Origin of the sequence: Caballeronia concitans, assembly GCF_001544615.1 — a bacterium.
GTDB classification, from domain to species: Bacteria; Pseudomonadota; Gammaproteobacteria; order Burkholderiales; family Burkholderiaceae; genus Caballeronia; species Caballeronia concitans.
The window spans coordinates 483,492-495,334 of the sequence record NZ_FCNV02000003.1 but is presented as its reverse complement, the minus strand read 5'-3'; the positions used below and the strand labels follow the sequence as shown (position 1 = coordinate 495,334).

The window sequence follows — 11,843 nt, the reverse complement described above, 5'->3', positions numbered from 1 at the left end:
TGTCATGCTCAAACTCGCCATTCTCTTCGCGGTCATCTCCGTTATCGCCGGCTTCTTCGGCTTCGGGCGCGTGTCGTCCGGGGCGGCGGGCATCGCGAAAATCTGCTTCTTCATCTTCCTCGTGCTGTTCGTGATCTTCCTAATCGTCGCGATTTCGGCGGGATCGCTCGTGCTCTGACGGCGCCCGTCAAGGGCGGCTGAAGCGGGCAGTCATAGGCGCTTCCTCGCATCGACCCACGCGCCGGGACAATGTTAAATTCCGTGAAGGAGACATTCGACCGGCGGCGCGGGCCCATTGGCCACGCGCGCGATGGATCGACGAGGAGGAGCCCATGCATGCCATCGGCGCGGCTTTGCGGCCGGCGCATCGCGACGTCGTGCAGCAGGACGTCATCCGCCACGCTCACGAGCGCTCGGCCACGTTCGGCCTGATCGCCACGATGCGTCCCGAGTATGCCGTGCTGAGTGCGTCTCAACTGGCCGCGAGCCTCGAGGAGAGCCGCACGCTGTGCGCTCACGCGCTGCCGGTCATGGAGACGCTCTACGCGCAGATCGCGAACACGCACAGCATGATCGCGCTGACGGATGCGAGCGGTCTCATCCTCCATTCGCTCGGCGACGACGATTTCCTCGCCCGCGCGCAGAAAGTCGCGCTGCGGGCGGGCGCGGTCTGGAGCGAGGCGCAGCAGGGCACGAACGCGATCGGCACGACCATCGCGGAGCGCGATGCCGTCACCGTTCACGGCGATCAGCACTATCTGCGCGCGAATCATTTCCTCACCTGTTCGAGCGTGCCGATCCTCGATCCGCTCGGCAACCTGAGCGGTGTGCTCGACGTGACCGGCGACCGGCGCGGCTACCATCAGCACACGATGGCGCTCGTCAAGATGTCCGGGCAGATGATCGAGAACCGGCTGATCGCGAGCGCGTTCCGCGAAGGCTTGCGCATCCATTTTCATAGCCGCCCGGAGTTCATCGGCACGTTGATGGAAGGCATCGCCGTATTCGATCTCGACGGCCGCCTGCTCAGCGCGAACCGGAGCGCGCAGTTTCAGCTCGGCATCGAACTCGGGCGGCTGCGGGCGCAGACGCTTGCGTCGCTGTTCGGCGCGAGCGCAGACGTTTTGATCGCGCGCGCGGGCGAGACGTGCCGGCTCGAATTGCACAACGGCGTCGGCGTGTTCGCGAGCGTGCGATTCGATGCGCGCCGCGCCTTCACGACGCCCAGCCGGAATGCGCAGCCCGCGTCGTCGCCATCGAAGCTGCTCGAACTCTGCACCGGCGATCCGCACATGCGCGATATCGTCGAACGCGTGCGCAAGGTCATCGGCAAGCCGATCCCGATTCTCATCGGCGGGGAAACCGGCGCGGGCAAGGAAATGCTCGCACGCGCGATTCATGCCGATTCGCCGCGTCGCGCGGGACCGTTCGTCGCGGTCAATTGCGCGTCGCTGCCGGAAACGCTGATCGAGTCGGAACTCTTCGGCTACGCGCAAGGCGCGTTCACCGGCGCGGCGAAGCGCGGCGCCACCGGCAAGATCGTGCAGGCGAACGGCGGCACGCTCTTTCTCGATGAAATCGGCGACATGCCGCTCGCGCTGCAAAGCCGCCTGTTGCGCGTGCTTCAGGAACGCGTGGTCGAGCCGCTCGGCGCGGCGCGCGCAACGCCGGTCGATTTCATGCTGATCTGCGCGAGCAATCGCAAGCTCCGCGAACAGGTCGCGGCGGGCACGTTCCGCGAAGACCTGTATTACCGCGTCAACGGGCTGTCCGTGACGCTGCCGCCGCTTCGCGCGCGCAGCGATCTGCGCGCGGTCGTGCATCGGCTGCTCGCCGTCGATGGCTGCGCGGGGCGTGCAATCGGCATCGACGAAAGCGTGCTCGCGCTGTTCGAGCGGCATCGCTGGCCGGGCAACTTGCGGCAGTTGAGCAACGTGCTGCGCACGGCTTCGGCCATGCTCGACGATCACGACACATGCATTCGCATGGAGCATCTTCCGCGCGACTTTCTCGAAGAATTCGACGATGCGCCGCCGGAGCAAGCGCCGTCGCCGTCCGCGAGCGATGCGCGCCTCGCCGATATCGCCGTCAGCGCGGTGGCGGCGGCGCTCGAAAAACATGGCGGCAACGTATCGGCGACGGCGCGGGCGCTCGGCGTATCGCGCACGACGGTGTATCGCAAGTTGCGGAGTTAGGCGCTTCCTTCGATTTTCCCCACGTTCGATGGCGAGGCCAGCGCGCCGCTGTGATCCTTCAGCGCCACGCCGGTGAGCTTCAGCCGCCGCGCTTCGTTCAGCAGCCAGTGCAGCTTGAACGCGGCGGCGTCGTAGCCGAGTCCCTCGGGCCGCACGTTCGATATGCAGTTGCGCTCCGCATCGCTGCGCCCCGCGCACGGCGCGTACGTCACGTAGAGGCCGAGGCTGTCGGGCGAACTCAGGCCCGGCCGCTCGCCGATCATCATCACGACGATCCGCGCCCGTAAAAGCTCACCGATACCGTCGCCCAACGCAACGCGCGCCTGCGTCGCGATCACGACGGGACCGGTCGCCCAGCCGTCGAGCATCGGACGCAGCTTCGCGAGCAGCGGCGCGGCGTGGCGCTGCGTCGCTACGGCCGAGAGGCCATCGGCGGCGACGAACACGATATCGTTCTCCGATGCGTGCGCGGCGAGGCGCGCGGCGCTGGCATCGTCGAGCGTGCGGCCCAGGTCCGGGCGACGCAGATAACAGTCGCGATCCGGCGCGGCGCTCGCGGCTTCGAGCGTGTCGAAACCGGCGGCGCGGATGGCATCGGCGAGCGCGGCCGTATCCAAAGGATGATGTACCGCATCGCGCGCCTGCGCGTGCGCGAGCTGGAACGCGAGCAACGGCGCGGTCGGCAGGCTGCTGCCCGCGCGCCCGAGCGCGATACGCGCGTTCGTGAAGCGCCGCAGCGCCTCCCACGGATTCGGTTCGATCGTCATTCGTCGATCCAGTCGAGCAGCGGTTGAGTTTGCGCTTGCGTGTGCGCGGAAAGCAGCGCGCCGTGCGTATCCGTGACGCGCATTTTCGCGAGCCACGCCTCGAATTCCGGCGCGCGTTTCAGGTCCAGCACACGGCGGATGTACAGCGCGTCGTGGAACGAGGTGCTTTGGTAGTTCAGCATGACGTCGTCGGCGCCGGGCACGCCCATGATGAAGTTCACGCCCGCGACGCCGAGCAGCGTCAGAAGCGTGTCCATGTCGTCCTGGTCCGCCTGCGCGTGATTCGTGTAGCAGATGTCGCAGCCCATCGGCACGCCGAGCAGCTTGCCGCAGAAGTGATCCTCCAGCCCCGCGCGGATGATCTGGCGTCCATCGTAGAGATATTCCGGACCAATGAAGCCGACCACTGTGTTCGTCAAAAGCGGATCGAACCGGCGTGCGACCGCGTAGGCGCGTGCCTCGCACGTCTGCTGATCGACGTTGTGATGCGCGTTCGCCGACAACGCGCTGCCCTGGCCCGTTTCGAAGTACATCACGTTATCGCCGACGGTCCCGCGCGCCAGCGATTGCGCCGCGTCGCGCGCCTCCTGCAACAGCGCGAGCGATACGCCGAAGCCCGCGTTCGCGCGCTCCGTCCCGGCGACCGACTGGAACACGAGATCGACGGGCGCGCCGCGCTCGATGGCGGCGATCGTGTTGGTGACGTGCGTGAGGACGCACGATTGCATCGGCACGTCGTAGCGCTGGCGGAAGTCGTCCATCATCGTGAGCAGCGCGGCGATGGCGGCGGGCGAGTCCGATGCCGGATTGATGCCGATGACGGCATCGCCGCAGCCGTAAAAGAGGCCGTCGAGCATGGACGCGGCGATGCCCTTCGGATCGTCGGTCGGATGATTCGGCTGAATACGCACCGAGAGCCGGCCCGGCAGGCCGATGGTCGTGCGAAAGCGCGTGACGACGGGGCGCTTTTTCGCGGCGACGATCAGATCCTGATTGCGCATCAGTTTCGACACGGCCGCGGCCATTTCCGGCGTCACGCCCATCTTGATGCGCTCGAGCGCGACGGTATCGGCGGCGTCCGACAGCAGCCACTCGCGGAACTCGCCGACGGTCAGATGCGCGATCGGCGCGAAAGCGTCGGCGTCGTGGGTATCGACGATCAGGCGCGTGACTTCGTCGTCTTCATAGGGGATGAGCGGCTCGTCGAGGAACGCGCGCAGCGGCACCTGCGCGAGCGCCATTTTCGCGGCGACGCGCTCTTCCTCCGACGCCGCCGCGACGCCCGCGAGTTCGTCGCCGGAGCGCTGCGGACTCGCGCGGGCGAGCAGCGTCTTCAGGTCGTCGAAGCGGTAGCGGCGCGCGCCGATCGTCTCGTGGTAGCTCATCGCTTTTTCCCGGACCGGTGTTCCTGTCACTTTAACCGTAACGCGTTCCGTCGCAAAAATCGGGCGCTGAAGCGAAAAGCCGAGCCGTGCGATAATTTCAGGCTTCGCCGCCGCCTCGTTCCCGTTGATTTTCAAGTGAAAAACCTGCTCGTTCCTATCGATCGCCTCGGCGATTTCGAAGATATCGTCGATGTCCGCACGCCGCTCGAATTCGCCGAGGACCACATTCCGGGCGCCATCAACGCGCCGGTGCTGGACAATGAGGAGCGCGTGATCGTCGGCACGATGTACAAGCAGGTCTCGCCGTTCGAGGCGACGCGCGTGGGCGCGGCGATGGTCGCGCGCAATATCGCGCGTCATCTGGACACGCTTTTCGCCGACCGGCCGCGCAACTGGCGGCCGCTCGTCTATTGCTGGCGCGGCGGCAAGCGCTCCGGCGCCATGACGACGTGGCTCAACATGATCGGCTGGCAGGCGCGTCAGCTCGACGGCGGCTACAAGAGTTACCGGCGCGACGTGCTCGACCGGCTGACGACGCTGCCCGGCCAATATCGCTATGTCGCGCTGATCGGCCACACGGGCAGTGGCAAGACGCGGCTGCTGCAGGCGCTCGGGCAGGCGGGCGCGCAGGTGCTGGACCTGGAAGGGATGGCGTCGCATCGCGGTTCGCTGCTCGGCGCGCTGCCGGGGCGCGATCAGCCGTCGCAGAAAGCGTTCGATTCGGCGCTCGTCGCGACGCTGCGCGGCTTCGATCCGGCGCGGCCCGTTTTCATCGAGGCGGAAGGGCGGCGCATCGGCGCGATCACGATGCCCGATTCCCTGCTCGACAGCCTGCACGCCGCTGCGTGCGTCGAAGTCGAAGCGCGCCGCGAGGACCGCATCGCGTTTCTTTTGCAGGACTACGCGCATCTCTTCGACGATCCCGCGCATTTCAAGACGCAATTGGCGAAGCTCGTCGCGCTGCATAGCCGCGAGCGCGTGGCGCACTGGCATCGCCTGATCGATGAAGGCGCGCGCGCCGAGCTTTTCGCGGAGCTGATCGACCGGCACTATGATCCGGCCTACGGCCGCAGCAGCCGCGCGCTTTACACGCAGTTGCCTCAGGCGGCGCACATGCTGTTCCGTCCGAACGACGCGGACAGCCTCGATCAGGCGAAGGCGCTGCTTGCACAATTGTCCGAGACGGCTCCCGCGCTCGGCTAAGTTTCTTGTTCCACTCGACGAAATAAAGATGATGACCACGTTCCGACAACCTCGCGTCGCGCTCGGCTGGATGGTGTTCCTGCTGATCGCGGTCGTAGGCCTTTTCCATGTCAAATGGTTTCCGTACTACAACCGCGCGTTCGTCGCGGCGAGCCAGCATTCGATCGGCAAGTCGATCCTGATGGGCACGGCCGCGAGCGCGCCCGAGCCGTCGTGGCAGGCTGCACTCGATTACGCGATGGCGTACGGCAAGGCCATTTGGCAGGCGATGGTGCTTGGCCTTTTGCTCGGATCGGCGGTGCAGGCGTTGATTCCGCCGCGCTGGGTGGCGCGCGCGCTCGGCGAGCATGACTTCGGGAGCGTGGTGAACGGCGGCCTGATGTCCTTGCCGGGGATGATGTGCACGTGCTGCGCGGCGCCGGTCGTCGCGGGCTTGCGGGCGCGGCAGGCGGCGCCGGGCGCGGCCATCGCGTTCTGGCTGGGCAACACGGTGCTGAATCCGGCGGCGCTGGTGTTCATGGGCTTCGTGCTGGGCTGGCAATGGACGGGCTTGCGCCTAGTGCTTGGCGTGCTGATGGTGTTCGGCCTTGGCTATGCGGTGAATCGCATGGTGACGCCGGCGCAGGCGGCGGCATCCCGCGAGGCGTTGTCGAAGTTGATCGACGAGGACGATCCCGGCACGGCATTCACGCGCTGGCTGAAGATTCTTGGCCGGATGACGTTGCGGCTGGTGCCGGAGTACATCGTGCTGGTTTTGCTGCTGGGCGCGGCGCGCGCGTGGCTGTTCCCGCACATTGGGCCGGATATCGGCAATGGCGCGTTGTGGATCGTGGCGTTCGCGGTCGCGGGGATGCTGTTCGTGATTCCGACGGCGGGCGAGGTGCCGATTATCCAGGCGATGCTGTCGCTTGGCATGGCGGCCGGTCCGGCGGGCGCGTTGTTGATGACGTTGCCGCCGGTGAGCGTGCCGTCGCTGGCGATGCTGGGGCGATCGTTCCCGAGGAAGGTGCTGGCGTTTGTTGCGGCGGCGGTGGTGATATTCGGAATCGTCGGCGGCGCGATTGCGGCGTGGTGGTTCTGAGTGCGAAAAAAGCGCTTGGAAAAACGCAAGATCGGTTTTAGCCGAGCCAGGGGGCTCGGCTGACGTTGCGCTCAGTGGGCGTGGAAGGTGATTCAGGGCTGTGTCAAGCTGAGTGCCACCGATTGTCTGCGAAGTGACCAGCGGATTGATGCTTAGGGCGGTTCGAAAAAAAGCTGCTTTCTTTGGTTACTTTCTTTGCAGCAGCAAAGAAAGTGACCCCTCCGCCGGGGAGGCGGCTACTGAAAGAGCCGCCCGTTGCCGCAAAAAGGAACGCAGCCTCAAAACCCCGCCGAAGTGCCCCACCTGATCAACAACTTGAACGGCAGTGCGAGCAGCATGGCTCCGCCGACCCCGGCGACCCACAACGCGACGAACCAAAATACTTTGCGAAACCGCATCGTCCAGAAAGAACGGGACCGCTCAGTGATAGTGATGTTCGCCATGACGCACCTTCCCTCTGAATACCCAATAACCCAAAGTCGTATAAGCGACGATAACCGGCAGAATGACCGCCGCGCCGACGATGGTAAATAGCTGGCTGGACCGCGGCGACGCCGCATCCCAGATCGATACGCCAGGAAAAATATCGTGCGGCGAGATGCTCGCCACGAGCCCCGCATAGCCGAGCAGCACGAAGCCCAGCGCCACGGCGAACGGCCGCTTCTCATGCCGCGATTCGATCGACCGGCGCATCGCCCACGCGCACGCCGCGACGAGCACCGGCGCGGGCAGCATCCGATAGAACAGCGGCGAATCGAACCAGCGGGACGCGATGCCCGCATCGAGCAACGGCGTCCATACGCTGACGACGGCGATCGTCGCGAGTTGCAGAAGCGTCAGCGGCCACACGACGCGATACATCCGCCGCTGCAGATCGCCTTCCGTCTTCGCGATCAGCCAGCATGCGCCCAGCAGCGCATAAGTGACGACGAGCGCGCCGCCCGTGAAGATCGCAAACGGCGTGAACCAGCCGAAGGCATCGCCGGAAAAGCGCCCGTCCGCGACGGGAATGCCTTCGAGAAACGCGCCTAGCGCCACGCCCTGAAAGAACGTCGCACCCGCCGATCCGCCGATGAACGCGAGATCCCACATATGCTTCGTGCGCGTGGCCTTCGCGCGAATCTCGAACGACACGCCGCGAAAAATCAGGCACACGAGCATCAGCACGAGCGGCAGATAAAGCGCCGAAAGCACGGTGGAATAAACCATCGGGAACGCGGCGAAGAGGCCCGCGCCGCCGAGCACGAGCCACGTTTCATTGCCGTCCCAGACGGGCGCGACGGTGTTCATCATCACGTCGCGGTCGTGCTGCTCAGGGAAGAACGGAAAGAGAATGCCGATGCCGAGGTCGAAGCCGTCGAGCACCACGTACATCAAGAGGCCGAGCGCGATGATTGCGGCCCACGCGAGTGTCAGGTCCATGTTCTCATGCTCCTTCGATGGACTGGTTGGGCAAGGAAAGCGGCCGGCGCGCGGTGCCTTCGGGTGACGGTTCGTGCGGCGTCTGTCCCGGCAGCGCGGGGCCCTGACGCAGCAGCTTGAGCAGGTAGTAGATGCCGGTGCCGAACACGATCGTGTAGACGATCACGAACGCCATGAGCGACACGCCGACCTGCTGCGCGGTGACGGGCGAGACGGCATCGGCGGTGCGCATCACGCCATAGACGACCCACGGCTGACGGCCCGCTTCCGTCGTGACCCAGCCCGCGAGCAGCGTGACGAAACCGCTCGGGCCCATCAGCAACACGAAGCGATGAAACCAGCGCGCTTCGAACAGCTTGCGCTTGCGATGCAGCAGCCACGACGCCACCGACATCGCGATCATCAGCACGCCGAGACCCGCCATCACACGGAAGCTCCAGAAGACGATCGTAGAATTGGGACGCTCGTCCTTCGGAAAGGATTTCAGGCCGCGGATTTCGCCGTCCCAGCTATGCGTGAGGATCAGGCTGCCGAGATGCGGAATCTTCACCGCGTACTTGGTCGTTTCCGCCTCCATGTCGGGGATGCCGAACACGTTCAGCGCCGTGCCGCCTTTCTCCGTGTCCCACAAGCCTTCGATCGCCGCGATCTTCGCCGGCTGATGCTCGCGCGTGTTGATGCCGTGCGCATCGCCGACGATCGCCTGAATCGGCGTCAGTGCGAGCAGCAGCCAGAGCGCCATAGAGAAGGTCTTCTTGATCGCGGGGTCGCGCCGTCCTTTCAGCAGATGCCACGCGCCCGTCGCGGCCACGACCAGCGCGGCCACGATGAACGCCGCGATCGCCATGTGCGCGAGCCGGTAGGGAAACGACGGATTGAAGATGATCGCGAACCAGTCGACAGGCACGACGTGATCGCCTTCGATGCGGAATCCTTGCGGCGTCTGCATCCAGCTATTCGACGCGAGAATCCAGAAGGTCGAGATGAGCGTGCCGATGGCGACCATCAGCGTCGCGCCGAAGTGCGCCTTCGGGCCGACCTTGTTCCAGCCGAACAGCATGATGCCGAGGAAGCCCGCTTCGAGGAAGAACGCGGTCATCACTTCGTAGGTCAGCAGCGGGCCGGTGACGGGGCCGGCGAAGCTGGAGAAGCCGCCCCAGTTGGTGCCGAACTCGTATGCCATGACGACGCCCGAGACTACGCCCATGCCGAACGCCACGGCGAATATTTTCGACCAGAAAAGGCACAGCTCCTTGTAGACGGGCTTGCCGGTTTTGAGCCACGCGCCTTCGAGCACGGCGATGAAGCTCGCGAGCCCGATGCTCAGGGCAGGGAAGATGATGTGGAACGATACGGTGAACGCGAACTGGATCCGCGCCAGATCGATTGCTTCGGGAGTCGAGTGCATGATGACGTGTGCTTTGAAATTCACGCGCCCGTGTTGGAAGGCCGGGCCGGTCCTGTGCTTCGACAAATGCGTCAGTTGACGGGCCGGAGCTTAGCGCCGAATTTCGCCGAGTGTTGCGCTGCGTCAGTTATGTCGATTGCGCGGAAATGCCGCAGTTTCAAGGGCTTATCGTCGCTAGCGGCTTGATATTTATCGTTTTTCAAGATGACCGCATGTGATGCGGTGTCAGGCGCGGCGCGTGCTCTTCGCGACAATCGACCGCACTGCATCACGCGTTTTCATCGGCATTCGGCAATGCGTTGCGGACGAAATCGGCCAACGAAGTTTGACTTGCGGACCGCAAGGAAAGCCCACGGCGCGCAGGTACGATATTGGCTTTTAAGAAGCGCGCGACGCGCGAACACAACGGAGAATCAACATGCGCCTCGATGATGAAGCGGAAAGTCAGAACGTCGAAGACCGGCGCGGCTCGGGCGGCATCGGCATCGGCGGGGGAACGATAGGCATCGGCACGATCATCGTGGCGCTGGCTGCGTCGTACTTTTTCGGCATCAATCCGATGACGATCATCAACGGCGCGCAGGTTTTACACGGTAACGCGCCGCAGCAGCAGGCCGCCCCACGCAACGCCGAACCCGCGCACGATGCCGGCGCGGTGTTCGTGCGCCGCGTGCTCGGCAACACCGAGCGCACATGGCAGCACATCTTTCGCACGGAGTTCAACCAGGACTATCCGGCGCCGAAGCTCGTGATGTTCACGGGCGGCACGCAGACCGGTTGCGGCATGGGCCAGTCCGCGATGGGACCGTTCTATTGCCCGGCGGACCGCAACGTTTATATCGACCTGTCCTTTTATCGCGAGCTGCGCGATCGATTCGGCGCGAGCGGCGACTTCGCGCAGGCGTACGTGATCGCGCACGAAGTCGGGCATCACGTGCAGAACGTGCTCGGCATCTCGGACAAGGTGGATCGGGCGCGCGCGCGGATGTCGCGCGAGCAGGCGAACGCGTTGTCGGTGCGGGTCGAGTTGCAGGCGGACTGCTTCGCGGGCGTCTGGGCGGCGGTGGCACAGCAGCAGAACGCGAAGCTGATCGAGCCGGGCGACTTCGAGCAGGGGCTGAACGCGGCGGGCGCCATCGGCGATGACCGGCTGCAGCAGCAGACGCAAGGGCGCGTCGTGCCGGAGGCGTTCACGCACGGGACGAGCGCGCAGCGCCAGCGGTGGTTGCGACGTGGATTGACCAGCGGCGACATACGCCAATGCGACACCTATTCAGCGCAAAGTCTTTAATTTTTATTGTTAGACGCCGATGTTTATGCGCATAAAAACGGTATGAATAACCGATGTTGAGCGATGTTGGCTCTGCGACGTAACGGTTACCGAAAAACGCTTGACGAAAACGCCGTCAATCGGGACGATTCTGAAAAAACCTAAGAATCTTCTTACTATTCCGAACCAATGCTCGCAGAACCCGTCCTTGAGAAACGACCGGCTCTCGTTCGCCTCAACCCAGCCGATATTCCCCTGAACGCGCCGCTCGAATGGCCGATCCTGTCGCCCGAAGGCGCGGTCCTGTTCGAAAGCGGCACCATCGTCCCCGACGAAACCGCGCGCGCGTTCCTCTGCGTTCAGCTTCAGCCGCATCGTTCTTCGCAAGAGGCGGCGCGGCGTACCATCTCTACTGATTCCCCAGGCGATGGCCCGCCGACGCTCGAAGACATGAACCTTGCCATTGGCGGGCGCGTCGGATTGAGGGGAAGCGGCGTATCCGGCTCCCTGATGTACGCAAGCCGGGTCATCGGCTTCTCGAATCCGCGGCGCAATGGCGAGCGCTCGCTTTTCATCACGCAGCCGGTCATGAGCGGCTTTGCGCCGCTCGAACTGACGCGCGGCGAGCAGGTCGATCTGATCGCGCTGACCGGGCGTGGCGTGTTCCGCTTTGCATGCACCGTCGATGCGACGAGTCGCGAGCCGTTCAACTACGTGGTGTTATCGGCGCCGGGCCTGATTCGCCGTCTGCGCGCCCGCAAGTTCGCGCGCATGCCGACCCGGCTCGGCGCGCGATTCACGATGGAAACCGCGACGAGCGCCGTGCCGCAACTCGGCCGCGTGGCGGACATCAGCCCGTACGGCATGTCGTTGTCGGTGCCCGCCGCGACGGCGGCCGCCGGCGATCGGCTGAATCTGTCGTTTCGCTTCAGCACGGATGGCGTCGATGTGCAGATCGATACCATTGCGATCGTGCGGCACGTGGGGCCGGCCGAATCGGGTGCGCCGGGCGCGGCGTACGGGCTCGAATTCGAGGCGCTCGAGCCGTCGCAGCGTATCGCGCTGAAGTCGTTCATGGCGGAGCACAGCTAGCAGGCGCTGCGCTCGTCGAG

General features: G+C 64.9%; 10 protein-coding genes. 6 read left to right on the top strand and 4 right to left on the bottom strand.

What is annotated here, in order from left to right; all coding sequences use genetic code 11:
- Nucleotides 1-4: 4 nt before the first annotated feature.
- Nucleotides 5-178 carry a DUF1328 domain-containing protein gene (locus AWB72_RS11905; RefSeq protein ID WP_035964337.1) on the top strand — a complete coding sequence of 58 codons (174 nt, stop codon included), beginning with the start codon at nucleotides 5-7 and terminating at the stop codon, nucleotides 176-178.
- Between the two features lie 154 nt (nucleotides 179-332).
- Complete coding sequence (locus AWB72_RS11900; RefSeq protein ID WP_040050988.1) at nucleotides 333-2,195, top strand: sigma-54-dependent Fis family transcriptional regulator; 1,863 nt, start codon at nucleotides 333-335, stop codon at nucleotides 2,193-2,195.
- Here the strand turns inward: AWB72_RS11900 and eutC are convergent.
- Both eutC and AWB72_RS11890 read right to left on the bottom strand, forming a co-directional pair.
- A complete protein-coding gene (gene eutC / locus AWB72_RS11895; RefSeq protein WP_040050987.1) occupies nucleotides 2,192-2,962 on the bottom strand; it encodes an ethanolamine ammonia-lyase subunit EutC in 771 nt (256 codons plus the stop codon). The genes AWB72_RS11900 and eutC overlap by 4 nt on opposite strands.
- On the bottom strand, nucleotides 2,959-4,347 hold the full coding sequence (locus tag AWB72_RS11890) for an ethanolamine ammonia-lyase subunit EutB (protein ID WP_040051057.1): 1,389 nt from the start codon (nucleotides 4,345-4,347) through the stop codon (nucleotides 2,959-2,961). The genes eutC and AWB72_RS11890 overlap by 4 nt, the downstream gene beginning before the upstream one ends.
- A gap of 135 nt (nucleotides 4,348-4,482) precedes the next feature.
- Between AWB72_RS11890 and mnmH the strand changes: the two genes are divergently transcribed.
- Together mnmH and AWB72_RS11880 are read left to right on the top strand one after the other, a co-directional pair.
- Entirely contained in the window at nucleotides 4,483-5,550 is a 1,068-nt protein-coding gene (mnmH, locus tag AWB72_RS11885) for a tRNA 2-selenouridine(34) synthase MnmH (protein WP_040050986.1), read from the top strand.
- 28 nt (nucleotides 5,551-5,578) lie between these two features.
- A complete protein-coding gene (locus AWB72_RS11880; RefSeq protein ID WP_040050985.1) occupies nucleotides 5,579-6,631 on the top strand; it encodes a permease in 1,053 nt (350 codons plus the stop codon).
- A gap of 420 nt (nucleotides 6,632-7,051) precedes the next feature.
- Here AWB72_RS11880 and cydB read toward each other — a convergent pair whose 3' ends face one another.
- Both cydB and AWB72_RS11870 read right to left on the bottom strand, forming a co-directional pair.
- On the bottom strand, nucleotides 7,052-8,053 hold the full coding sequence (cydB, locus tag AWB72_RS11875) for a cytochrome d ubiquinol oxidase subunit II (protein WP_040050984.1): 1,002 nt from the start codon (nucleotides 8,051-8,053) through the stop codon (nucleotides 7,052-7,054).
- A gap of 4 nt (nucleotides 8,054-8,057) precedes the next feature.
- Nucleotides 8,058-9,461, bottom strand: a complete 1,404-nt coding sequence (locus tag AWB72_RS11870) for a cytochrome ubiquinol oxidase subunit I (protein ID WP_087128094.1) — start codon at nucleotides 9,459-9,461, stop codon at nucleotides 8,058-8,060.
- Nucleotides 9,462-9,879: 418 nt separating this feature from the next.
- On the opposite strand from AWB72_RS11870, the gene ypfJ reads away from it, so the two are divergent.
- Complete coding sequence (ypfJ, locus tag AWB72_RS11865) at nucleotides 9,880-10,752, top strand: KPN_02809 family neutral zinc metallopeptidase (protein WP_040050982.1); 873 nt, start codon at nucleotides 9,880-9,882, stop codon at nucleotides 10,750-10,752.
- Between the two features lie 168 nt (nucleotides 10,753-10,920).
- Nucleotides 10,921-11,823 carry a flagellar brake protein gene (locus tag AWB72_RS11860; RefSeq protein ID WP_040050981.1) on the top strand — a complete coding sequence of 301 codons (903 nt, stop codon included), beginning with the start codon at nucleotides 10,921-10,923 and terminating at the stop codon, nucleotides 11,821-11,823.
- Nucleotides 11,824-11,843: the final 20 nt, after the last annotated feature.

What these genes read in the sequence shown, in the direction of transcription:
- AWB72_RS11870 (WP_087128094.1), bottom strand. Translation starts at nt 9,461, where the DNA reads ATGCACTCGACTCCCGAAGCAATCGATCTGGCGCGGATCCAGTTCGCG.
- AWB72_RS11900 (WP_040050988.1), top strand. Translation starts at nt 333, where the DNA reads ATGCATGCCATCGGCGCGGCTTTGCGGCCGGCGCATCGCGACGTCGTG.
- AWB72_RS11890 (WP_040051057.1), bottom strand. Translation starts at nt 4,347, where the DNA reads ATGAGCTACCACGAGACGATCGGCGCGCGCCGCTACCGCTTCGACGAC.
- cydB (WP_040050984.1), bottom strand. Translation starts at nt 8,053, where the DNA reads ATGGACCTGACACTCGCGTGGGCCGCAATCATCGCGCTCGGCCTCTTG.
- AWB72_RS11905 (WP_035964337.1), top strand. Translation starts at nt 5, where the DNA reads ATGCTCAAACTCGCCATTCTCTTCGCGGTCATCTCCGTTATCGCCGGC.
- AWB72_RS11880 (WP_040050985.1), top strand. Translation starts at nt 5,579, where the DNA reads ATGATGACCACGTTCCGACAACCTCGCGTCGCGCTCGGCTGGATGGTG.
- eutC (WP_040050987.1), bottom strand. Translation starts at nt 2,962, where the DNA reads ATGACGATCGAACCGAATCCGTGGGAGGCGCTGCGGCGCTTCACGAAC.
- ypfJ (WP_040050982.1), top strand. Translation starts at nt 9,880, where the DNA reads ATGCGCCTCGATGATGAAGCGGAAAGTCAGAACGTCGAAGACCGGCGC.
- AWB72_RS11860 (WP_040050981.1), top strand. Translation starts at nt 10,921, where the DNA reads ATGCTCGCAGAACCCGTCCTTGAGAAACGACCGGCTCTCGTTCGCCTC.